Source organism: Paenibacillus lentimorbus NRRL B-30488 (assembly GCF_000411595.1).
GTDB lineage: Bacteria > Bacillota > Bacilli > Bacillales > Bacillaceae > Bacillus > Bacillus velezensis.
Genome location: NZ_ANAT01000021.1, coordinates 96663 through 120742, shown reverse-complemented (window position 1 = coordinate 120742; position 24080 = coordinate 96663). Strand labels below are relative to the sequence as shown.

Genomic DNA, 24080 nt, shown 5'->3' with positions numbered 1-24080 from the left:
ACGGGAAGGAGGGTATATTTGCCTTGTTCCGAAAAAAACCGGAATTGCTGTTGCTCTATTGGGCTTATTTGTATTATCTTTATTAGGGGTTCAATTGAACGCGAAAGCTGATCACCCATCGGTTTATGTCATCCCGGTTGAGAAAAATGTCGAACAGGGGCTCGCCTCGTTTTTATCGCGTTCTTTCAAAGAAGCGAAGGAGTCCGGCGCGTCACACATTATTCTTGACATCAATACACCGGGAGGCGCCGTTCAATCAGCCTTGGATATTGCGGATATCATCGGCCGCGCGGATGTGCCTGTTACCGCTTACGTTAATAAACGGGCGCTTTCTGCCGGAGCGTATATAGCGCTTCAGGCTGATGAAATCTATATGGCGCCGGGCGGAAAAATCGGTGCCGCAGCCATCATCGACGGAAAAGGAAACGCGGCGGACAAAAAGGCTCAATCACTGTGGCATGCAGAAATGGAGGACGCAGCGGTTAAAAACAACCGAAATCCGAAATACGCCCTGGCCATGGCAGATCCCGCCATCAATGCAAAGGAAGCGGGCGCCCCAAAGGGAAAACTGCTGACACTGACAGCTGAAAAAGCCAAGGAAGTCGGATATTCGGAGGGCACGGTTTCAAACCTTGATGCTTTATATACAAAGCTCGGTTTTGACAAAGCGGATGTTCACCATGCAAAAGAAGGTTTTGTCGGCAAATTGGGCAGATGGCTGACAAATCCGTTTGTTGTCCCCGTCTTATTAACGCTTGCTTTGCTTGGTTTGACCATTGAATTGTTCTCGCCGGGCCTCGGAATACCGGGTGCCGTCGGACTGACGGCCATGCTGCTGTTTTTCACCGGGCATATCGCTGCCGGATTCGCCGGCTATGACAGCGTATTCTTATTTTGCGCGGGATTGGTTTTTATCCTTTTAGAGATATTTCTGCCCGGAGGCATAATCGGTCTTATCGGTATTGCAGGCGTCATCGCGAGCCTCTTTCTCGCTGCGGGCAGCTTTACCGTAATGGCGGTTTCTCTCTTGATCGCCATTGCTGTGTCTATTACAGCCTTTATCATATTAACAAGGGTGTTGGGGAAACGAATGAAATTCTTTAAAAAATTAATATTAACTGATTCAACAAGCACGGAGAGCGGTTATGTTTCAAATCAGAACCGGACGGAGCTGTTGGGGAAAGTCGGCATTACCGCTACAGCCCTCAGACCGTCAGGCACCGTCATTATTGATGATGAACGTCTGGATGTCGTCTCGGAAGGATCGTTCACTGAAAAAGACAGACAGGTGAAAGTAGTGAAAGCGGAAGGCTCACGCATTGTCGTGAGAGAAATATAGATGATAACCTTGAGGAGGAATTAGATGGAACTGTCAAGTTTGGCGATTTTAGCAATAGTTGCAGCTGCCATAATCGTGTTAGCCATATTCTTCACCTTTGTACCGGTGATGCTATGGATTTCGGCGCTTGCGGCAGGAGTCAGAATCAGCATTTTCACTTTGGTCGGGATGAGGCTGCGGCGCGTCATACCAAGCCGCGTTGTCAATCCGTTAATTAAAGCGCACAAAGCCGGCCTATCCGCAACAACAAATCAGCTCGAAAGCCATTATCTGGCCGGTGGTAATGTCGACAGGGTGGTCAATGCCCTGATTGCGGCACAGCGCGCCAATATTGAGCTGACATTTGAACGCTGCGCAGCCATTGACCTGGCCGGGCGTGACGTATTGGAAGCCGTACAGATGAGCGTCAATCCGAAGGTCATTGAAACACCGTTTATCGCGGGTGTCGCCATGGACGGAATTGAAGTAAAAGCAAAAGCCAGAATCACCGTAAGAGCCAATATCGAGCGCCTTGTCGGAGGAGCGGGAGAAGAGACGGTTGTCGCCCGTGTCGGAGAAGGGATTGTCTCGACAATCGGTTCCTCGGGTAATCATAAAAAAGTGCTGGAAAACCCTGATATGATTTCGCAGACCGTACTTGGCAAAGGGCTGGATTCAGGCACCGCCTTTGAAATTCTTTCGATTGACATCGCCGACGTTGATATCGGCAAAAACATCGGAGCGATTCTTCAAACGGATCAGGCAGAAGCAGACAAAAACATTGCGCAGGCCAAAGCCGAAGAGCGCCGTGCCATGGCGGTCGCCCAAGAGCAGGAAATGCGCGCTCGCGTAGAAGAAATGCGTGCAAAAGTCGTGGAAGCAGAAGCCGAAGTGCCGCTTGCGATGGCAGAAGCGCTGCGTGAAGGAAACATCGGCGTCATGGACTATATGAACATAAAAAATATCGACGCGGATACGGACATGAGGGATTCTATCGGCAAGCTGACGAATGACCAGCAAGATGAAGACCAACAATAACCTCTCTATTAAGGAGGGAGCCGCTATATGCACGAGATTCTGACAAATCCGCTCGTCATTGCCGCCGTCATCGGCATTATATCGGCAATATTCGGCAAGAAAAACAAAGATGAAAAACGGCCGCCGGGTACACGTCCCGAAAATCAGACAAAAAAGCAGGATCAAAAACAGCCGCAGAAAGAGCATAAGCCGGAAGCGGAAGAATTGCAAGCCGTTTCAGAAGAGAACCCTTTTGAGCAAAAAAGAAGGGAAGCTGAAAAGCGCCTAGCGGAGACGGAGCAGATGTTTAACGGGCTTGAACATAAGCTGACATCTCAACGCGCACGAAACGCGTCTCTGAAGAAATCAGCCCTCAAAATAAATAAAGAAACTGCGGTCCAAGGCATCATATTCAGTGAGGTTTTGGGTCCGCCCCGTGCAAAAAAACCGCATCGGACCATGCGGAACATCGGTAAAAAATAAAGTGTTAGAACCCCTTTTCAAATCATACATATGAGATGAAAGGGGGTTCTTTTTTTATGGGGCAAAGAAAGAATCGTGTAAAGGCATGGCTGACAAGAGCATTGGAAATTCCCCCGGACGTTATGATGGATCTGCCTCGTATTACGATGGTCGGCAGACTTCATATCTACATAGAGAATCACAGAGGCCTCCTGCTGTTCAGCGAAGAAGAAGTCAGGCTGATGCTCAAGCAGGGGCAATGTATCATATCAGGAAAAAACTTGGTCATTAAGGCAATCCTTCCTGAGGAAATCCTTTTGGAAGGCACGATAGATCACGTACGATATGTCGATTCATAAAGCCGGGGGGAAATAATGTGAAAAACAAATGGCTGTCATTTTTTTCGGGTAAAGTCCAAATGGAAGTCAAAGGAAAAGGGATTGAACGGCTGCTGAATGAATGCACGAGAAACGGAATCGCCATCTTTGCGGTGAAAAAAAAGCAAGACTGTGTTCTGCTGATGATTCAGCTTCAAGATGTACATGCTTTCAGAAGAGTCATCAGAAAACATGAATGCAAAGCAAGCTTTACAAAAAGAAAGGGTCTTCCCTTTCTGCTTCTCAAATCAAAATTAAACCTGGGCTTCACTGCGGGATTTGTGATGTTTTTCATTATATTGTTTCTTTTGTCCAACATGATTTGGGACATTGATATTAAAGGGGCCAAGCCCGAAACCGAGCATCAGATGGTAAAGCACCTTGAAGAAATCGGTGTGAAAAAAGGCCGTTTGCAATTTTTAATGATGACGCCGGAGAAAATCCAAAAATCATTAACAAACGGCATTGATAATATTACGTGGGTCGGTGTGGAATTGAACGGGACAGCCCTTCATATGAAAGTGGTCGAAAAAAACGAACCGACAAAAGAAAAGTACGTGAGCCCCCGCCATATCGTTGCCAAAAAGAAGGCGGTCATCAAAAGGATGTTCGTGCAAAAGGGGCAGCCGATGGCTTTTGTGAACGATCATGTTGACAAAGGACAGCTTCTCGTCTCAGGACTGATCGGAAATGAAGACCGGAAAGTCGCCTCAAAAGCGGAAATTTACGGAGAAACATGGTACAAGTCTGAAGTAACCGTGCCTCTTGAAACATCATTTACGCTATATACGGGTAAAGTAAGGACGAAGCACAAGCTGTCTTTCGGATCATGGGGCGTGCCTTTTTGGGGCTTTGAATTTAATGAGGAGCCGCTGAAACATCCGAAAACAGAGGAAGAAAAGCACCCGTTTCAATTTCTGGGGATGAAGCTTCCGGTGTCTTACGTTCAAGAACAGACAAGAGAAAGTGAAACAACCGTGCGGACTTATACGAAAGGCGAAGCGGTTCAGGCCGGTATCAAAATGGGAAGACAAGATGTAGAAAAGCGATTAAACGGCAGCGGAGAGGTGGAAAGTGAAAAAGTTTTGCACCAATCCGTTGAGAATGGTAAAGTAAAGTTGATTATTCTCTACCAAGTTATAGAAGATATCGTTCAAACCACACCTATTGTTCAGGGAGACTAAAGAATGGCAGAACATTTACTTGCGATTAATCACAAACTGAAAAGCCCGGACGAAGCACTTTCTTTGTTCGGCAGCCAAGATGCCTTTTTACATTTAATGGAGAAGGATCTGGGCATTAGCCTCATCACACGCGGTGAAACCATTTACGTTTCCGGGAATGATGAAACATTTGAGATCGCTGACAGATTATTGGGCTCGCTCCTTACTTTAATTCGCAAGGGGATCGAGATTTCGGAACGTGATGTGCTGTATGCCGTGAAAATGGCAAAAAAAGATGAACTGGACTATTTTGAAAGCATGTATGAAGAGGAAATAACGAAAACGGCAAAAGGCAAACCGATCCGTGTCAAAACCCTCGGCCAAAGAGAATATGTGGCGGCGATGAAGAAAAACGACATGGTGTTCGGCATCGGGCCGGCGGGAACCGGCAAAACTTATTTGGCGGTCGTAAAAGCGGTGCATGCTTTAAAAAACGGCCACATTAAAAAAATCATTTTAACAAGACCCGCTGTGGAAGCCGGCGAGAGCCTCGGTTTTCTGCCCGGAGATTTAAAGGAAAAAGTAGATCCTTATCTGCGCCCGCTGTATGACGCGCTCCATGATGTGCTCGGAAGCGACCATACGGAGCGTCTTATGGAAAGAGGGGTTATTGAAATCGCCCCGCTTGCCTATATGAGAGGGCGGACGCTTGACGACGCGTATGTGATTCTTGATGAAGCCCAGAATACCACACCCGCTCAAATGAAAATGTTTTTGACGAGATTGGGTTTTGGCTCTAAAATGATCATTACGGGCGACGTAAGCCAAATTGACCTGCCGAAAGGCGTCACATCGGGACTTGCAGTAGCGAAGGATATGCTGAAGGACATAAACGGCATCTCCGTGATTGAACTTGACCAGACAGATGTGGTCAGGCATCCGCTTGTTGCAAAAATTATTGAAGCTTATGATAAGCAAAAGTAATGCGAAAATGACCCGATCTCCCGTTATCGGGTCATTTTTATATGATGTGTTCCTGATGTTTCAGGGAGGAGGTTCTTGTTTTGAAAAAGAAGGGAAAGGGCAAAAGCGCCCGGGAACGGTTCCGCAGTTTCAGACATGCCCGCTCAGCCCATGTGCTGCTGTACCTGCTGCTTTCAGCGATCATGTTTGGTTTGCTCTTTATTCATGTAAAACCTGAATCACTTAATTTGGATTTGTTTTCAGTCAGTGATAAGACGATTTACGCGCCCGCCACAGTGGAAGATCAGCAGGCGACGGAATCGAAAAAACAGGCGGCCGAAGATGCGGTGGAAGATCAATACACCCTGAAAAAAGGCTATACCGACAACCGGCTTGACCTGATCACTTCCATTTTTGACAGCATCGGCGAAGTGAAAAAAGATGCGGAAAAAGACAAAAAGTCACCTTCGGAAAAATCACTGGTCAAATCGGTGAAAAACAAGCTGACACAGGATGTCAATGAATCCGTCTCGGAAGATGCCATTAAATCGCTTCTCCATGCAAACAATGAAGATTTCTCATTTGTGAGGGATTCGGTCATTACCGCGGTGAATACGGTGATGAGCAGTGAAATTCCTTCTGAAAAGCTTGCCGAAGCGAAGGATAAGGTCGCAAAAGAGCTGAAAAGCGCTTCTGTGCCGTCAAAATATTTAGCGGCTGCGACTGAAATCGGAAAATACGCGGTCATCCCGAATTACGTATTTGATCCGAAAGCGACGGATGAAAAACGCCAGGAAGCGTCAGACAGCGTCCAGCCGGTACAGATCAAACAGGGACAGGTTCTCGTGGAAGAGAATGATCTGATCGACCGGGAAGTATACAGGAAGCTTGAACTGACGGGGCTTTTGAATAATTCCAACCTGTTAAAACCGATCAGCGGTCTGCTTCTGATGATCGGGCTGTTTATTGCCACGCTTGTCTACTATTTTGAGAAACAGCAGCAGGAGCTTAAGCTGAAAAATAAATCTCTTTTGCTGTTTTCTATCATTACAACGCTTATTCTCGTCATTATGGAAGTCGTCAGTCTCTTTCAGAAGATTGAATACACCAATATCGGCTATCTTGTGCCGATCGCCGCCGGCGCGATTTTAATCAGGCTGCTGCTCAATGAAAGGCTCGCCATTTTAGGAAGCATCATTCTGGCGATCTGCGGCAGTATGATGTTTAATCAGGGTGTGACGGGAACATTTAATTACGTCATCGGCATTTACTATTTAATCAGCAGCATTTCAGGCATTCTGTTTTTGGGGAAACACAATGCGAGATCAAAAATATTGCAGGCGGGACTGTTCGTCTCATTTATTAATATGATTATCGTGCTGTCGCTTTTATTAATACAAAATACGGCGCTGTCACCGGTTGAAATCGGAACGCTGATGCTGATGGGGGTCGTCTCGGGACTTGCTTCATCCGTTCTGATTATCGGTCTGATGCCGTTTTTTGAGACGGGATTCGGCATTCTTTCAACGATGAGGCTGATTGAACTGTCTAATCCGAATCATCCCCTGCTTCGAAAGATTTTAACGGAAACACCCGGTACATATCATCACAGCGTCATGGTGGCAAATCTGTCGGAAGCGGCTTGTGAAGCCGTAGGGGCAAACGGTCTTTTGGCACGGGTCGGAGCGTATTATCACGATCTCGGCAAAACGAAACGTCCACAATATTTTATTGAAAATCAGATGAATATGGATAATCCGCATGACAAGCTGTCTCCGCAGCTCAGCAAAAATATCATTATCGCACATACGACAGACGGTGCGAATATGCTCAGAAGCTATAAGTTTCCGAAAGAGCTTGTGGATATCGCGGAGCAGCATCACGGAACGTCCCTTTTAAAATTCTTTTATTATAAAGCGAAAGAAAAGGGCGACCAGATTACAGAGAAAGAGTTCCGCTACCCGGGGCCGAAGCCGCAATCGAAAGAAGCGGCTATTATCTCAGTGGCCGACAGCGTTGAAGCCGCCGTCCGTTCCATGCATAATCCCAATCCCGAGCGGATCGAAAAACTGGTGCGGGGAATTATATCCGATAAGCTTCAGGACGGACAATTCTCAGAATGTGATCTCACGTTCCGAGAACTGGATACGATCGCAAAAACACTATGTGCGACTTTAAAAGGAATTTTCCACTCCCGGATTGAATATCCGGAGGCTACGAAGAAGGTGAAATAAATGGGTTTACTCATAGATATTGTTGATGAAACGAACAGCGTCTCAGCTGATGCGCTCCAAGAAGTGGAGAAGCTGCTCCAATTCGCGGCGGAAAAAGAAGGCGTTCAGGATCAGGCTGAAGTATCGGTCACGATTGTGACAAATGAAGAAATCAGAGAAATCAACAGAGACTACCGGGGAAAAGACACTCCGACTGACGTCATTTCGTTTGCGCTTGAAGAAGAAGGCGAAGACGAGGTTGAAATCGTAGGCGCCGACATGCCGCCTGTTTTAGGAGATATTATCATCAGCGCAGACAGAACGAAAGAGCAGGCGGAAGAGTACGGCCATTCGTTTATGAGAGAGCTCGGTTTTCTGGCCGTGCACGGCTTTTTGCATTTGCTTGGCTATGATCACATGACAAAAGAAGAAGAGGAAGAAATGTTTTCAAAGCAAAAGGATTTGCTGGATGAGTATGGACTCACGAGATCATAAAAACGAGTGGAGCAGGTTCCTGAAGAGCTTTGTCCATGCATGGAGGGGAATCTGGAAAACGGCGCGGTCAGAGCGGAATTTTCAATTTCATATTACCGCGGCCTGCGCCGTTATCGTTTGCGGTTTTCTCACCGGGCTGAGCACAGCCGAATGGGCCGTTGTTTTGGTGCTGATCGGAGGGATGCTTGCTTTGGAGCTTTTAAATACGGCGATAGAGCATGTTGTGGATTTAGTTACCGATCAGTATCACCCGCTCGCAAAAGCGGCAAAGGACGCGGCCGCCGGAGCCGTTTGCGTCTTTGCCGTGATATCGTGTATCATTGGTTTACTCATCTTCCTGCCGAAGATATGTTAGCAGAAGATTCTTACAATTATTTTACATTGCCAAAAATGGGCGTGAAAAACCGATCATAATTATGTAAAATAAAAGTGACAGCGGTATCATACAGGATAAAGGTAAGAGAGGAATTAAGTACACATGAACAGACAAGAATTGATTGCAGAAGCATTAAAAGCACGGGACACAGCGTATGTACCGTATTCAAATTTCAGAGTGGGAGCCGCTCTTCTTACCAAAGACGGAAAAGTGTACAGAGGCTGCAACATTGAAAATGCGGCATACAGCATGTGCAACTGTGCTGAACGCACGGCGATATTCAAAGCTGTTTCCGAGGGGGATACGGAATTTGCGATGCTCGCCGTGGCTGCGGATACTCCGGGACCGGTTTCGCCGTGCGGAGCCTGCAGACAAGTAATTTCCGAGCTGTGCTCAAAGGATATGCTTGTTATTCTGACCAACTTACAAGGACAAATAAAAGAAATGACTGCGGAAGAATTATTGCCGGGCGCATTTTCATCGGAGGATTTACATGACGAACGAAAGCTTTAAATCAGGATTTGTATCTATCATCGGAAGACCGAACGTAGGAAAGTCTACCTTTTTAAACAGGGTCATCGGTCAAAAGATCGCCATCATGAGCGACAAACCCCAGACGACAAGAAATAAAGTCCAAGGGGTGCTGACAACAGGCACATCGCAGACCATTTTTATTGATACACCGGGCATTCACAAACCGAAGCACAAGCTTGGCGATTTTATGATGAAAGTGGCGCAGAATACGCTGAAAGAAGTTGACTTGGTGTTATTTATGATTAACGCCGAAGAAGGGTACGGAAAGGGCGACGAGTTTATCATTGAAAAGCTCGGACAGACGTCCACGCCGGTCTTTCTGATCGTAAACAAAATTGATAAGATCCACCCTGACCAGCTGCTTCTTTTAATTGATGAGTACCGTACGCGCTATCCGTTTAAAGAAATCGTGCCGATCTCAGCTTTGGAAGGGAACAACGTTGAAACCCTTCTCGCGCAGATTGAAGCGTATTTACCGGAAGGGCCTCAGTTCTATCCGAGCGATCAGGTGACTGACCATCCCGAGCGGTTCATTATTTCTGAACTGATCAGGGAAAAGGTGCTCCATCTGACAAGGGAAGAAGTGCCGCACAGCATCGCTGTCGCTATCGAGTCCATTAAAGGGCAGGAAAACGGCTCTGTCCATGTCGCCGCCACCATTGTGGTCGAGCGGGATTCTCAAAAAGGCATCGTCATCGGGAAAAAAGGAGCGCTTCTGAAAGAAGTCGGCAAAAGAGCGCGGGCTGATATTGAAGCGCTGCTGGGTTCACGCGTTTACCTCGAATTATGGGTGAAAGTGCAGAAGGACTGGCGGAATAAAATGTCTCAGCTGCGTGATTTCGGCTTCAAAGAGGATGAATATTAATTCATCTGAGGCGCATGCCTGATGTGTGGGATTACCTCACAGAAACAGGGATTCGTTAGCAAAATTTGTTTAACATGAAAAGGAGGACATCAGGTCAAGATAAGGGTAAGAATTTGGATTGGCAAGCTAGTTTAATGATGAAAGGTGGGTTTTTGTGTTGAATTTTACCTGGAACGTATTTTCTCAAACAGGAAGTGTTGATACGTACCTTCTTTTTAAAGAACTGGAAAAAGAGAACCTGGAAAGACCCGAAGAACCGGAAGATGAGCTAGCCCGAATTGATTTTCCAATTTTGTAAACCTCTTGGCCCCTCCCGTTGTTGGAAGGTGCGGAAATGCTGACTAAATGTGAAGGAATCGTGCTCCGTACGAATGACTACGGGGAGACGAATAAAATCGTGACATTGCTGACGAGGGAACACGGCAAAATCGGCGTCATGGCAAGAGGCGCCAGGAAGTCAGCCAGCCGGCTGTCAGCAGTCAGCCAGCCGTTTTTGTACGGGTCATTTTTAATGCAAAGAACATCCGGACTCGGCACGCTCCAGCAGGGTGAAATGATTCTCAGCATGAGAACGATCAGAGAAGATTTATTTTTGACGGCGTATGCCGCTTTTATCGCTGAACTCACTGACAAAGGAACGGAAGAGAAGAAACCGAACCCCTATTTATTCGAATTGATTCTCGAATCCTTTAAGAGGCTGAATGACGGGACTGACCCGGACGTGATCACATTCATCGTGCAGATGAAAATGCTCGGCGTCATGGGGCTGTATCCGGAGCTGAATCATTGTGTCCACTGCAAAAGCGGGGAAGGGACGTTTCATTTTTCGATAAGAGATAACGGTTTTATCTGCCACCGCTGCTTTGAAAAGGATCCGTACAGAGTTCCGATTTCGCCGCAAACGGCAAGGCTGCTAAGGCTTTTTTATTACTTTGATATCGGAAGGCTCGGCAGCGTCTCGTTAAAACAGGAAACGAAAAACGAAATTAAACAGGTCATTGATCTGTATTACGAGGAATATTCAGGACTTTATTTAAAGTCAAAACGGTTTTTAGACCAGATGGAAAGCATGAAGAACCTTTTGGATGAAAACAAAAGTTGACATTCTGCCCATCTTTTTATATGATCATTTATTATAAAATATGTTGCAGTGACAGAAAGAAGTACTTGCGTCCAACTCATACAAGCGACCTTAGGGCAGTGTAAGCTAAGGATGAGCGCGCAACGAAAGGCATTCTCGAGCAACCCTTTAAAAAGAGGCTGAGTGATTCACATCCTCAGCAACTAGGGTGGAACCGCGGGAGAACTCTCGTCCCTATGTTTGCGGCCGGCAAGCATAGAGACGGGAGTTTTTTGGTTGCCGCCGCACTTGTAAAAGAATGGAGAAAGTGGAGGTGCTTGAAATGAACATTCAAGATATGATTTTAACCTTGCAGAAGCACTGGTCGAATGAAGGCTGTGTGCTTATGCAGTCGTATGATGTGGAGAAAGGCGCAGGCACAATGAGCCCGTATACATTTTTACGAAGCATCGGGCCGGAGCCGTGGAGAGTGGCTTACGTTGAGCCGTCCAGACGGCCTGCGGACGGACGGTACGGTGAAAACCCGAACAGGCTCTATCAGCATCACCAATTCCAAGTCATTATCAAGCCGTCGCCTGATAACATTCAAGAGCTTTACCTTGATTCATTGCGTGCGCTCGGCATTGACCCGCTTGAACATGATATCCGTTTCGTAGAAGACAACTGGGAAAACCCGTCTTTAGGCTGTGCAGGTCTCGGCTGGGAAGTATGGCTTGACGGGATGGAAATTACTCAGTTTACATATTTCCAGCAGGTGGGCGGAATTGAATGTAAACCGGTGTCCGTTGAGATCACATATGGTATTGAACGTCTCGCGTCATATATTCAGGATAAAGAAAACGTCTTTGATCTTGAATGGACGTCAGGATTTACTGTGAAAGATTTATTTATGATGGCTGAATACGAGCATTCCGTTTATACTTTTGAAACATCTGACGTGGATATGCTTTTCCATTTGTTCAGCACCTATGAAAAAGAAGCGATCAGACAAATGGATAACGGGCTTGTGCATCCGGCCTATGATTATGTGCTGAAATGCTCTCACACATTTAATCTGCTTGATGCAAAAGGCGCGATCTCGGTGACAGAGCGGACGGGATATATCGGCCGTGTCCGCAACTTAGCGAGAAAAGTGGCAAAAACGTATTATGAAGAACGGGAAAAATTAGGGTTCCCAATGCTTAAAGAGGAGGGCTCTTCCCATGAGTAAACAAGACTTGCTTTTAGAGATCGGACTCGAGGAAATGCCGGCGCGGTTTTTACATGACAGCATGGTGCAGCTCGGTGACAAACTGACCGGCTGGCTTGCTGAAAAAAATATCGCCCACGGCGAAGTGAAACTTTTTAATACGCCGAGACGTCTGGCAGTATATATAAAAGACGTAGCAGAAAAACAGGCTGATATTCAGGAAGAAGCAAAAGGCCCTGCGAAAAAAATCGCTCTGGATGCTGACGGAAACTGGACAAAAGCCGCTATCGGATTTTCAAAAGGCCAAGGCGCCGGAGTGGATGACCTGTATATAAAAGATGTAAACGGCACGGAATATGTCTTCGTTCAAAAATTCCAGGCGGGACAAGAGACGAAGACACTTTTACCGCAGCTGGAAAATTTGATTGCCGGAATGCATTTTCCGAAAAACATGCGCTGGGGCACGCAGGATCTGCGTTATATCCGTCCGATCAAATGGATTGCCGCCCTCTTTGGAAAAGATGTCATTCCGTTTGAAATCACAAATGTCGAGACGGGCCGGAACACGCAGGGGCACCGCTTTCTCGGCCAAGAAGTATCTGTTGATGCGCCGTCATCATACGAAAAGCTGCTGAAAGAACAAAGCGTCATTGCTGACCCGAAAGAACGCAAACAAATGATCCAAAGCCAGCTGGATGCGCTTGCGGCTAAGAAAAAATGGAACATTCCGGTCGATGAGGATCTGCTGAACGAAGTCAACCATCTGGTGGAATATCCGACGGCGCTTTACGGATCTTTTGAATCCGAGTTTCTTTCTATCCCTGAAGAAGTGCTCGTGACAACAATGAAAGAGCATCAGCGCTACTTCCCGGTAAAAGATGAAAACGGGAATCTGCTTCCTCATTTTATTACGGTGCGAAACGGGAACAGCCATGCAATTGAAAATGTTGCCCGCGGAAACGAGAAAGTGCTGAGAGCAAGGCTTTCAGATGCTGCGTTCTTCTACAAAGAAGACCAAAAGCTGAACATTGATGAAAACGTGAAGAAACTGGAAAATATCGTTTTCCATGAAGAGCTCGGCTCCCTCGGGGATAAAGTGAGAAGAGTGGTCACCATTGCGGGCAAACTTGCCGTCCGCCTGAAAGCGGATGAACAGACGCAAAAACTTGTGAAGCGCGCCGCAGAGATTTCTAAATTTGACCTGGTTACACATATGATCTATGAGTTCCCTGAGCTTCAAGGCGTGATGGGAGAAAAATATGCGCGCATGCTCGGTGAAGATGAAGCCGTCGCTGCCGCTGTCAATGAGCACTATATGCCGAGAGCGGCCGGGGGAGAAGTGCCTTCAACCTTTACCGGCGCGGTCGTGGCGTTAGCTGATAAACTGGACACGATTGCTTCCTTCTTCAGCATTGACGTAATTCCGACAGGTTCTCAGGATCCGTACGGATTGCGCCGTCAGGCAAGCGGCATTGTTTCCATTCTGATCGACCGCAACTGGGGCATTTCTTTTAAAGAACTGCTGTCGTTGACAGAAACGGAAAAAGAAAATGAGCTCCTTGATTTCTTTACACAGCGTCTGAAATACGTCTTAAACGCTGAAGACATCCGTCATGACGTTATTGAAGCCGTTCTGGACAGCACAGAACTTGAGCCGTATGCAGCCGTTCATAAGGCAAGAGTGCTTGAGAAGCACCTCGGCACACCCGGCTTTAAAGAAACGGCTGAATCACTCGGCCGGGTCATCTCCATCAGCAAAAAAGGCGAGAGCCGCGATATCAAGCCGGATCTGTTTGAAAATGAACAGGAGAAAAAGCTGTTTGACGCTTATGAAAAAACAAAAGACAGTGTCGCGGAAAGCTTTGCCTCCAAAAACTATGAACAGGCGCTTGCCGTGCTCAGCGGATTAAAAGAGCCGATCGAAGATTACTTTAATCACACGATGGTAAATGCGGACGATGAAGCATTAAAAACCAACCGTTTAGCGCAAATGACCGCTCTTGCAGATGTAATCAAGTCTTTTGCTAATATGAATCATCTTATTGTAAAATAAAGAAAAAGACGGTTGCTGTGTGATCGGCAATCGTCTTTTCCCCTTTTACATAAACATCACAGAATGAAAACATAGATAAAGAAACCCTTCCATAAAGGTGGTGAGTACGATCGAATTAAATAAACGGCAAGAACAAATTTTACAGATTGTAAAGGAAAACGGCCCGATTACCGGAGAGCATATCGCAGAACAGCTCAATTTAACGAGGGCCACGCTGCGGCCGGACTTGGCCATACTCACCATGTCAGGCTTCTTAGAGGCCCGTCCGCGGGTCGGTTATTTTTATACGGGGAAAACGGGAAATCAGCTGCTTGCGGATAAATTGAAAAAGCTGCAAGTGAAAGATTTTCAATCGATCCCTGTTGTCATCAATGAAAATGTCTCGGTATACGATGCCATCTGCACCATGTTTTTAGAAGATGTCGGCACGTTATTTGTCGTAGATCGTGATGCTGTCTTAGTCGGTGTGCTGTCACGCAAAGATTTGCTGCGGGCGAGCATCGGCCAGCAGGAACTTGCCTCAATACCGGTTCATATTATCATGACAAGAATGCCGAATATCGCCGTCTGCCGGCGTGATGATTATGTGATGGACATCGCCAAGTATTTAATTGAAAAACAGATCGATGCCCTGCCCGTTATTAAAGATACGGATAAAGGCTTTGAGGTCATCGGCCGGTTTACCAAAACGAATATGACTAAGATACTTGTCAGTTTATCAGAAAATGAAATCATATAAGCTTGAAAACTAACGGGGGGATAACATGGACAATCGCATCATTTATGTAGTATCAGACTCAGTCGGAGAAACCGCCGAACTCGTTGTAAAAGCCTCGCTCAGCCAGTTTAACGGCTCAGCCGATGATACGCATATCAGAAGAATACCTTATGTGGAAGATATCGGCACCATTAATGAAGTCGTGTCTCTCGCCAAAGCGGACGGCGGCATTATTTGTTTTACGCTCGTTGTTCCTGAAATGCGCAAATACCTGGTTGAACAAGCGGAAAAAGCGAATGTGCTGTATTACGATATTATCGGTCCGCTCATCGATAAAATGGAATCGGCTTACGGTCTGACCGCCAAATATGAACCGGGCCGCGTCCGCCAGCTTGATGAAGATTATTTCAAAAAGGTCGAGGCGATCGAGTTTGCCGTCAAATATGACGATGGCAGGGATCCAAGAGGCATTTTAAAAGCCGATATCATCCTGCTCGGAGTATCCAGAACGTCTAAAACCCCATTATCACAATATCTTGCCCATAAGCGTCTGAAAGTGGCCAATGTGCCGATCGTTCCTGAGGTCGATCCGCCGGAAGAACTGTTCAGCGTTGATCCGAAAAAATGCATCGGCTTAAAAATCAGCCCTGATAAACTGAACCATATACGTAAAGAACGGTTAAAATCTCTCGGCTTAAATGACAAAGCCATCTACGCCAATATCAACAGAATTAAAGAAGAGCTGGAGTATTTTGAGAAAATCGTGGATCGGATCGGCTGCCAAGTCGTTGACGTTTCGAATAAAGCAGTCGAAGAAACAGCGAACATCATTCATCATCTCAAAACAAAGGGCCGATAACTCAGGACGCTTTATCCTGGGTTTTTGGGTATGCAAATAGGGAATAAACAAAAAGGATGGCATCTTCGCGAAGTTTGTATTATAATAAAAAATTGTGATAAAATGTTTATTTTTAGGTTTAAGCTTCGTGTGATACGAATAAACTATTATGGGTAAGATGTCAAGAATAACTCCCGGAAATTTTTCGACAAAGCTCAAAATAGATCCGCAGTCATGGGGCATATGCGATTTCGCTTGTTTTTATGCAGGAGATTGATGGAGGGATGGAGAATTAGTCTTCTAAATGAAAAAGAAAAGACGATTTTTGTCGATGCAGACGCATGCCCCGTAAAAGAGGAAATAATGCTCATTGCATCGCAATTCAGCGTTCGGGTTATTTTCGTCGCATCATTTGAACACTACCAGCTTTCCAGAAGCAAAGACGAGAACTGGGTATACGTTGATCCTCATAAAGAAGCGGCAGATTTATATATCGCAAACCATGTGAGATCGGGAGACGTCGTAGTCACGCAGGATATCGGTTTAGCATCTCTTTTGCTGAACAGAAATATTGCCGTCTTATCGGAAAGGGGCCGTTCTTATACTGAAGACACGATTGACTTCGCTCTGATGAGCCGTCATATGTCAGGCAAAATGAGAAGAAGCGGCATTCATTCCAAAGGACCTAAAAAATTAAATAAAGAAGATCGGAATCGATTTGTTACCCTGCTTAAAAAATCCTGTCGAATGATGAAGGGATTTCAAATCAAAACATCGAATAATGTACGACGGAGTGTTATAAGATGGGAAACCGCATACCAGATGAAGTAGTTAATCAGGTGCAGCAGTCAGCAGACATTGTTGAAGTCATAGGTGATTATGTCCAATTGAAAAAGCAAGGCCGCAACTACTTTGGGCTCTGTCCGTTTCACGGGGAAAACACGCCCTCGTTTTCCGTCTCCAGCGATAAGCAGATCTTTCATTGCTTCGGATGCGGAGCGGGCGGGAACGTTTTCTCTTTCTTACGGCAGATGGAAGGCTATTCATTTACGGAAGCTGTTTCTCACCTTGCGGATAAATATCAGATTGATTTCCCTGATGATATAACGATTCACTCTGCATCCAGGCCGGAATCTTCCGGAGAGCAGAAGATGGCGGAAGCCCACGAGCTTCTGAAGAAATTTTACCATCATTTGCTAATAAATACAAAGGAAGGCCAGGAAGCGTTAGATTACCTTTTATCAAGGGGTTTTACGAAAGAGCTCATAGATGAGTTTGAAATCGGCTACGCGCTGGATTCCTGGGATTTCATGACGAAATTCTTGAAAAAAGCGCGGTTTTGAGGAAGAAATGATGGAAAAAGCGGGTCTGCTGATCAGAAGGGAAGACGGCAGCGGGTATTTTGACCGTTTCAGAAACAGAATTATGTTTCCCATTCATGATCACCACGGAGCCGTGGCGGCTTTTTCAGGAAGGGCGCTCGGAAGCCAGCAGCCGAAGTATATGAACAGCCCGGAAACGCCGCTGTTTCATAAATCTAAGCTGCTGTATAACTTTCATAAGGCGCGCCTGCCGATCAGGAAAGAGGAGAGAGCCGTTCTGTTTGAAGGCTTCGCTGACGTCATATCCGCCGTCAGCTCAGGCGTAAAAGAAAGTATCGCCACAATGGGGACGTCGCTCACCGAAGAGCATGTGAAAATCCTCAGAAGAAATGTTCAGGAGGTCATTCTCTGCTACGATTCGGATAAAGCCGGGTACGAAGCTACGCTGAAAGCGGCCGGCCTGCTCCAGAAAGCCGATTGTAAGGTAAGAGTAAGCATGCTGCCTGACGGGCTTGATCCTGATGATTATATCAGAACCCGGGGCGGAGAAAAATTCCGGACCGATATCATTGATGCAAGCGTTACGGTCATGGCTTTTAAAATGCAATATTTCCGCAAAGGGAAAAACTTATCTGACGAAGGAGACCGGCTCGCTTATATGAAAGAAGTGCTGAAAGAAATCAGCGCTCTTTCCGGGTCGCTTGAGCAGGAAATGTATGTGAAGCAGCTCGCCTCAGAATTTTCTCTTTCGGTAGAATCTTTGACGGAACAGCTTTCCATCTACGCCAGACAAAACACCCCCGGCGACAAAAACGCCGAACCGCAGACAAGACGGGCCCGGGTGACGACAAAAGCGAAACGGCGCCGTCTCCGTCCCGCCTATGAGAACGCGGAAAGACTTCTGCTCGCTCATATGCTGAGAGACCGAAACGTCATCAAGAAAGTGATTGAGCGTGTCGGCTTTGAATTTAACATTGACGGACATCGTGCGCTGGCAGCATACCTGTACGCTGTTTATGAAGAGGGTGCTGACATGACGCCGCAGCATCTTATGGCGAGAATGCAGGATGAGGAAATCAGCCAGCTGCTTTCAGATATAGGGATGCTCCAAGTAAACGAGGAGCTCTCAGAGGCCGAGTTATCCGATTACGTAAAAAAGTGTTGGATCACCGAAAATGGTCAATGATAAAGGAAAAAGAAGCAGAAAGAGCGGATGCGGAGAGGCAGAAAGACTTCGTGAAAGCTGCGTCTCTGGCTCAAGAAATTGTTGCATTGAACCGATCATTAAAGTAACACCAAAAAGAGGCTTGCGTTCTGATTGGCAATGATTCCTTGCGGAGGAGCAAATAGATCGCTTAACCTCATCATGAATTGTCATTTATTATCCGCAGCCCTGCATGCTGAAAAAGAGAGAAGGCTTCCGGGGCGGATAAGAAACATACCGCTTTTAGAATTCGTTGCAAGCTTTGGAAGGAGGGATCCATAATGGCTGATAAACAAACCCACGAAACAGAAACAGAACTTACATTAGACCAGGTGAAAGAGCAGCTTACTGAAACTGGAAAAAAACGTGGCGTTTTAACATATGAAGAAATTGCTGAACGCATGTCCAGCTTTGAAATTGAATCAGACCAAATGGATGAGTATTATGAATTTTTAGGAGAACAAGGTGTTGAATTAATTAGTGAAAATGAAGAAACGGAAGATCCTAATATTCAACAGCTTGCCAAAGCCGAAGAAGAATTTGACCTTAATGACCTCAGCGTACCGCCTGGCGTAAAGATCAATGATCCAGTCCGCATGTACCTTAAGGAAATCGGACGGGTAAATCTTCTTTCTGCTAAAGAAGAAATCACCTACGCTCAAAAAATTGAAGAGGGTGACGAGGAATCTAAACGCAGACTGGCTGAAGCAAACCTTCGTTTAGTTGTCAGCATTGCTAAACGGTATGTCGGCCGCGGCATGCTTTTCTTAGACTTGATCCAAGAAGGAAACATGGGTCTCATGAAAGCCGTCGAGAAGTTTGACTACCGTAAAGGATATAAATTCAGTACGTATGCGACTTGGTGGATCAGACAGGCGATTACACGCGCCATCGCTGACCAGGCGAGAACAATCCGTATCCCGGTTCATATGGTGGAAACCATCAACAAATTAATCCGGGTGCAGCGTCAGCTTCTTCAGGATCTTGGCAGAGAGCCCACACCGGAAGAGATTGCTGAAGACATGGATCTTACGCCTGAAAAAGTCCGTGAAATATTAAAAATTGCTCAAGAGCCAGTTTCTTTAGAAACGCCGATCGGTGAAGAAGACGACTCACATCTCGGTGATTTCATCGAAGACCAGGAAGCGACATCTCCGTCGGATCATGCGGCATATGAGCTTTTAAAAGAACAGCTGGAAGATGTGCTGGATACGTTGACAGATCGTGAAGAAAACGTGCTGCGTCTCCGTTTCGGTCTGGATGACGGACGCACAAGAACTTTAGAAGAAGTCGGCAAAGTGTTTGGAGTAACGAGAGAGCGTATTCGCCAAATTGAAGCAAAAGCGCTTCGTAAATTGAGACATCCGAGCAGAAGCAAACGTCTGAAGGATTTTCTCGAATAGAATGGAACGGGTCTTTTTGATCCGTTCTTTTTATGTATAAGATATATGGATAATATACCTTTATTTTACTGGATAAGCATATGTTTTGCAAATGGGTTCGGAAAAAATGCGGCATGTCCTGAAAGAGGGAAAATGAGATAAGTTTATTTATATTCTTTATTGTAAGCGTATACAATTCATTATACAATAGAATAAAGATAATTTTGTGATAAACAAAACAGTTATTTTTGCTTTTTGTATAAATTGTGAAATCAATGAAATTGCTGAGCAAGACCATTTACTTTTTGTAAAAATAAGTTAGAATTAGAAGTGTTTACATAGGGGGAGAATGAAAAAGGGGGATGGAGATATGAAGTGGAATCCGCTGATTCCTTTTTTGCTCATTGCAGTGCTGGGAATAGGGCTGACTTTCTTTTTAGCTGTAAAAGGCAATGGAGATGCGCATCAGATCGCAAGCGGCGGTGAAAGCAAAAATGCCGAGAAGGAAACTGCAAACGCTTCACCTGAAGAGATTTATAAAGCGAACTGTATCACCTGTCACGGGGAAAACTATGAAGGTGTGTCAGGGCCGAACTTAAAAGGCGTCGGCAAAAGAAAAGATGTCGCTGAGATTAAAACAAAAATTGAAAAAGGCGGCAACGGGATGCCCGCGGGCCTTGTGCCGGCCGAAAAGCTGGATGACATGGCAAAATGGGTTTCTGACATTAAATAAAGCTTTACCGGTCCCTATATAAAAGACATATGAAAAACTCTATCCGCCGCTTGGATTTCGGGCGGTTTTTTTATATGATAGTAAGGAAAAAGAACCTGAGAAAAGTTGTGATATTGTGAATGAAATGAAGTTATCTAAAAGATTGCAGTCTGTGGCGGAATATATCCCTCCGGATGCTCTGGTTGCTGATATCGGGTCAGACCACGCGTATCTTCCTTGCTATGCCGTTTTGAATCATTTGGCAAGCCGCGCAATCGCCGGTGAAATTACAGACGGACCGTTTCTATCCGCCAAACAGCAGGTGGAAAAACTGGACTTAAGCACTCTTATCTCCGTAAGGAAAGGTGACGGGCTGAGCGTCCTTGAAAAAGGAGAAGCCGGCGCCATTACGATCGCTGGCATGGGCGGAGCGCTGATCGCTCATATTTTGGAGTCCGGAAAAACGAAATTGACGGGGCGTGAACGGCTGATTCTGCAGCCGAATATTCATGCCGTTCATATAAGAGAGTGGCTGTATCAGGAAGGTTATGAACTGCTTGATGAAGTGATTCTCGAAGAAGACGGAAAGTGTTATGAAATCCTCGTTGCGGAAACTGGCGACCGTGATGCGCCGTATCAGGACGTGCCGATGGCTGCCGGAATGCTTGCGGGTCCGTTTTTATTAAAAGAGAGGAACGAAGTGTTTCTTCGGAAATGGAGCCAGGAACTTAAGCATACTGAACAAATTTATGAACAGATCAGCCGCAGCGCAAAGCATGAAAATCATGAAAAATTAGCTGAATTGAAAGAGCGGATTTCTCTGCTGAAGGAGGTAATCGGACATGCCTAAACATGTGAACGGACAGGAAATCATCCAGCTGTTTGAACAATTTTCACCGAAGGCTTATGCGGTGGAAGGAGATAAAATCGGACTGCAGATCGGTACATTGAATAAGCCGGTGAAAAATGTCATGGTGACACTGGATGTTCTGGAACAAACGGTAGATGAAGCCATTGAGAAAAAAGTTGACTTAATTATCGCCCACCATCCGCCGATTTTTCGGCCGCTTAAACAGATCACCACTGATCAGCCGGGCGGAAGACTGATTGAGAAATGTATAAAGCATGATATTGCCGTATATGCGGCTCATACGAATCTTGATGTAGCGGACGGCGGTGTTAACGATCTGCTTGCCGAAGCTCTCGGTCTGACAGACACAGAAGTGCTCGTCCCGACATATTCGGACCCGATGAAAAAACTTGCCGTATACGTTCCGAAAGATTATGAAGAAGCTGTAAGAACCGCGCTCGGCAACGCCGGAGCGGGACATATCGGCAATTACAGCCATTGCGCGTTCTCTTCTGAGGGAATCGGGAGCTTTAAGCCGCTGGAGGGGGCAGACCCGTTTATCGGACAGACGGGAGAGCTGGAACTCGTCCATGAAGTGAGACTTGAGACCGTTTTTCCGGCAAGTATGGAGAAAACCGTCGTAAAAGCGCTGAAAAAAAGCCATCCGTATGAAGAGGTGGCGTATGATATTTATCCGGTGGAGCAGTCTCCGCTTGAAAAAGGCCTCGGCCGGATCGGAAAACTTCAGCAGGACATGACGCTTGAAGAGTTTGCTCTGTTTGTGAAAGAAAAGTTTGACGTTAACGGAGTCCGGATGGTCGGAGAGCGAAACAGCAAGGTGAAAGAAGTCGCGGTTCTTGGCGGCGACGGAAATAAATATATTAATCAGGCAAAGCGGAAAGGTGCAGATGTTTACGTGACGGGCGACCTTTATTTTCATGTAGCGCATGATGCGATGATGATGGGATTAAACGTCGTGGACCCGGGGCATTATGCTGAAAAGATCATGAGAAAAGGCACGGCTGAGAAGCTTACGGCAATGGCCGGAGAGAAAAACTATGACGTGCGCATTTTCGCTTCCGAAACAGATACAAACCCATTTACCTTCTTATAAAAAAAACTGAGGCCCCGGGCCTCAGTTTTTTATTTTTACTTTCGGAAGGATTTTTTTGAGCGGCACACTGTGTTCAAGCTGCCATGTCGATTCATCGTTGTGGTCAAACTGCTCTAAAAAGCGGATGACTTCCTTTGTAATCGGTGTCGGTGTTGATGCGCCTGCGGTAACGGCGACGGTATTGACGTCTTTCAGCCATTCGAGCTTCAGTTCACTGATGTCTCCGATTCGGTAGGCTTTTGTTCCGGCGATTTCTTCTGACACTTGAGCCAGCCTGTTGGAGTTATTGCTTTTCGGATCGCCGACAACAATGGTTAAGTCCGCTTTTTTTGCCTGCTCTGATACAGCTTCTTGACGAACCTGTGTGGCCAGGCAGATTTCCTGGTGGTATTCCACGTGCGGGTACTTTTCTTTGACTGATTCCATAATATCGTGGACGTCCCACTGGGACATTGTCGTTTGGTTTGTAACGATTAATTTCTCAGCCTGAATATCGAGATTTCTCACGTCTTCTTCTGTTTCAACGAGATGAACGATTTCAGGAGCGACGCCGACGGCTCCTTCAGGCTCGGGGTGGCCTTTTTTGCCGATGTATATGACGTGATAGCCTTCAGCTTTTACTTTTCGGATTAAGTCATGTGTTTTCGTGACGTCCGGGCATGTGGCGTCAATCGTAACAAGCCCTTTTTCCTCAGCGGCTTTTCTTACTTCCGGAGATACCCCGTGAGCTGTGAAAATAACGGTTCCTTTTTCCACCTTCTTTAAAATCTCCAGACGGTTTGTGCCGTCAAGCGTGTAAATGCCGTCTTCCTCAAACGCATCTGTGACATGCTTATTATGAACAATCATTCCGAGTATATATATAGGTCTTGGCAATGTTTTATCGAGTGACGCGTTTTTGGCTATGACCATGGCATCAACAACGCCGTAACAGTAGCCGCGCGGCGATATTTTGATAACGTCCAATGTAGATGTCCTCCTATCAAAAGTGAGTGTAGAGGCAATATAAAAAGCCGTAGTTAAACGGCTCAAATCTTGCATTCTTCTGATCTCATTATAGCTAATCTTTCGTGAGATATCAAAGAATGTTAAATATATAATTTCGGCTTTGATCTGCCCGATGTTCTTTTTGGACGCGGCTGTTCCGCTGATTCTGCCTGTGCGGCGTCTTTTTCTTTTGAAGCGGATGCTTTTTTTGACGTCTTCTTTGATGTTTTGGATGAGGCGTCTGATTTGTTTTCATCTTCTGTTTCATCTGTTTTTTCGGCTTCATCCTTTTTGTCCTGTTCGTCTGTTTCTTTTGTCTCGTCAGATTCATTCTCATCATCGCTGCTGCTTAATTGGCTGTAAAGCTTCATCATGGCGGGCAGACTCCGTACTAAAGGACCGTACTGCTGGATCATCGGCGTAACCTGCTGCGCCACGCCGAGCACCTTCTGAACGTTGCCGAGCATGCTCGACAGGGATGCCGGACTTGCCAGGTTCTGTATTCCCTGCAGTCCTGCACCTGCTCCTCCGCTGGCCGCCGGTGCAGACGCGGCAGCGCTTCCTCCTCCTGAACCGGGTAAAAAACGGGAAAGCATCCCTTTTAAGCCCCCTCCGCCGCCCGTGCCTGCGTTTCTCAGGCCCGCTCCGGCAATCTGCTGCTGAGGGAAAAGCTGCCGGCCCTGCTGCATCAGCTGCCGGCCCGGCAATGACGGTCTTCCTCCCATCATCATACGCGGATTCATCAACGGCCGGCCCTGTTGCGCCATATTTCTCATCGGCTGCTGTGGAAACATACTTGTACCTCCTTTCTGTCTCTCTGCTATTACAATATGCATCGGAGGGGGCA

Annotated in this window: 22 protein-coding genes and 3 pseudogenes; 23 read left to right on the top strand and 2 right to left on the bottom strand. The window is 46.3% G+C overall.

Annotation, left to right across the window (positions count from 1 at the left end):
- The first annotated feature begins 16 nt into the window (after window positions 1–16).
- The 23 genes and pseudogenes from D368_RS12300 to D368_RS12190 all read left to right on the top strand — a co-directional run bounded on the left by D368_RS12300 (window position 17) and on the right by D368_RS12190 (window position 22246).
- Complete coding sequence (locus tag D368_RS12300; protein WP_128574841.1) at window positions 17–1339, top strand: NfeD family protein; 1323 nt, start codon at window positions 17–19, stop codon at window positions 1337–1339.
- Window positions 1340–1363: 24 nt separating this feature from the next.
- Window positions 1364–2356 carry a flotillin-like protein FloA gene (gene floA, locus D368_RS12295; protein WP_003152961.1) on the top strand — a complete coding sequence of 331 codons (993 nt, stop codon included), beginning with the start codon at window positions 1364–1366 and terminating at the stop codon, window positions 2354–2356.
- 27 nt (window positions 2357–2383) lie between these two features.
- Window positions 2384–2818, top strand: a complete 435-nt coding sequence (locus D368_RS12290) for a hypothetical protein (protein ID WP_128574840.1) — start codon at window positions 2384–2386, stop codon at window positions 2816–2818.
- Window positions 2819–2874: 56 nt separating this feature from the next.
- A complete protein-coding gene (gene yqfC, locus D368_RS12285) occupies window positions 2875–3156 on the top strand; it encodes a sporulation protein YqfC (RefSeq protein WP_003152966.1) in 282 nt (93 codons plus the stop codon).
- A 17-nt stretch (window positions 3157–3173) separates the two neighbouring features.
- Window positions 3174–4398: pseudogene (yqfD, locus tag D368_RS12280) on the top strand (sporulation protein YqfD).
- Entirely contained in the window at window positions 4362–5321 is a 960-nt protein-coding gene (locus tag D368_RS12275; RefSeq protein ID WP_003152970.1) for a PhoH family protein, read from the top strand. The pseudogene yqfD and the gene D368_RS12275 overlap by 37 nt, the downstream one beginning before the upstream one ends.
- 80 nt (window positions 5322–5401) lie before the next feature.
- Window positions 5402–7534 (top strand): HD family phosphohydrolase, encoded by a 2133-nt coding sequence (locus D368_RS12270; RefSeq protein ID WP_015387990.1) that lies wholly within the window; start codon window positions 5402–5404, stop codon window positions 7532–7534.
- Window positions 7535–8008, top strand: a complete 474-nt coding sequence (gene ybeY / locus D368_RS12265) for an rRNA maturation RNase YbeY (RefSeq protein ID WP_003152973.1) — start codon at window positions 7535–7537, stop codon at window positions 8006–8008.
- Window positions 7989–8363 (top strand): diacylglycerol kinase family protein, encoded by a 375-nt coding sequence (locus tag D368_RS12260; RefSeq protein WP_003152974.1) that lies wholly within the window; start codon window positions 7989–7991, stop codon window positions 8361–8363. The genes ybeY and D368_RS12260 overlap by 20 nt, the downstream gene beginning before the upstream one ends.
- Before the next feature lie 123 nt (window positions 8364–8486).
- Window positions 8487–8897: a cytidine deaminase gene (locus tag D368_RS12255; RefSeq protein WP_003152976.1), complete on the top strand. Its 411-nt coding sequence runs from the start codon at window positions 8487–8489 to the stop codon at window positions 8895–8897.
- Window positions 8878–9783 carry a GTPase Era gene (gene era, locus D368_RS12250; protein WP_007408285.1) on the top strand — a complete coding sequence of 302 codons (906 nt, stop codon included), beginning with the start codon at window positions 8878–8880 and terminating at the stop codon, window positions 9781–9783. The genes D368_RS12255 and era overlap by 20 nt, the downstream gene beginning before the upstream one ends.
- Window positions 9784–9937: 154 nt before the next feature.
- Window positions 9938–10081, top strand: coding sequence for a YqzL family protein (locus D368_RS12245; RefSeq protein ID WP_007408286.1), 144 nt, complete (start codon window positions 9938–9940; stop codon window positions 10079–10081).
- A gap of 36 nt (window positions 10082–10117) precedes the next feature.
- Complete coding sequence (gene recO, locus D368_RS12240) at window positions 10118–10885, top strand: DNA repair protein RecO (RefSeq protein WP_003152982.1); 768 nt, start codon at window positions 10118–10120, stop codon at window positions 10883–10885.
- Window positions 10886–11186: 301 nt separating this feature from the next.
- Entirely contained in the window at window positions 11187–12074 is an 888-nt protein-coding gene (gene glyQ / locus D368_RS12235; RefSeq protein WP_003152984.1) for a glycine--tRNA ligase subunit alpha, read from the top strand.
- The gene (gene glyS, locus D368_RS12230) at window positions 12067–14106 is read left to right on the top strand and encodes a glycine--tRNA ligase subunit beta (protein ID WP_128574839.1); all 2040 of its coding nucleotides are present in this window, start codon (window positions 12067–12069) and stop codon (window positions 14104–14106) included. Before glyQ ends, glyS begins: the two co-directional genes overlap by 8 nt.
- A gap of 100 nt (window positions 14107–14206) precedes the next feature.
- The gene (gene ccpN / locus D368_RS12225; RefSeq protein WP_003152989.1) at window positions 14207–14845 is read left to right on the top strand and encodes a transcriptional regulator CcpN; all 639 of its coding nucleotides are present in this window, start codon (window positions 14207–14209) and stop codon (window positions 14843–14845) included.
- A gap of 25 nt (window positions 14846–14870) precedes the next feature.
- Window positions 14871–15683 (top strand): pyruvate, water dikinase regulatory protein, encoded by an 813-nt coding sequence (locus tag D368_RS12220; protein WP_003152991.1) that lies wholly within the window; start codon window positions 14871–14873, stop codon window positions 15681–15683.
- A 255-nt stretch (window positions 15684–15938) separates the two neighbouring features.
- A pseudogene (locus D368_RS12215) lies at window positions 15939–16444 on the top strand (YaiI/YqxD family protein).
- Between the two features lie 21 nt (window positions 16445–16465).
- Window positions 16466–18277, top strand: a pseudogene (gene dnaG / locus D368_RS12210) (DNA primase).
- Window positions 18278–18469: 192 nt separating this feature from the next.
- Complete coding sequence (gene rpoD / locus D368_RS12205) at window positions 18470–19591, top strand: RNA polymerase sigma factor RpoD (RefSeq protein ID WP_003152998.1); 1122 nt, start codon at window positions 18470–18472, stop codon at window positions 19589–19591.
- Between the two features lie 349 nt (window positions 19592–19940).
- On the top strand, window positions 19941–20303 hold the full coding sequence (cccA, locus tag D368_RS12200; RefSeq protein ID WP_003152999.1) for a cytochrome c550: 363 nt from the start codon (window positions 19941–19943) through the stop codon (window positions 20301–20303).
- Between the two features lie 124 nt (window positions 20304–20427).
- Window positions 20428–21132: a tRNA (adenine(22)-N(1))-methyltransferase gene (locus tag D368_RS12195; RefSeq protein ID WP_128574853.1), complete on the top strand. Its 705-nt coding sequence runs from the start codon at window positions 20428–20430 to the stop codon at window positions 21130–21132.
- Entirely contained in the window at window positions 21125–22246 is a 1122-nt protein-coding gene (locus D368_RS12190) for a Nif3-like dinuclear metal center hexameric protein (RefSeq protein WP_128574838.1), read from the top strand. Before D368_RS12195 ends, D368_RS12190 begins: the two co-directional genes overlap by 8 nt.
- A gap of 21 nt (window positions 22247–22267) precedes the next feature.
- Here D368_RS12190 and D368_RS12185 read toward each other — a convergent pair whose 3' ends face one another.
- Both D368_RS12185 and vrrA read right to left on the bottom strand, forming a co-directional pair.
- The gene (locus D368_RS12185) at window positions 22268–23212 is read right to left on the bottom strand and encodes a 4-hydroxy-3-methylbut-2-enyl diphosphate reductase (RefSeq protein ID WP_069473508.1); all 945 of its coding nucleotides are present in this window, start codon (window positions 23210–23212) and stop codon (window positions 22268–22270) included.
- 122 nt (window positions 23213–23334) lie between these two features.
- Window positions 23335–24027: a VrrA/YqfQ family protein gene (gene vrrA / locus D368_RS12180; RefSeq protein ID WP_101562276.1), complete on the bottom strand. Its 693-nt coding sequence runs from the start codon at window positions 24025–24027 to the stop codon at window positions 23335–23337.
- Between the last annotated feature and the right edge of the window lie 53 nt (window positions 24028–24080).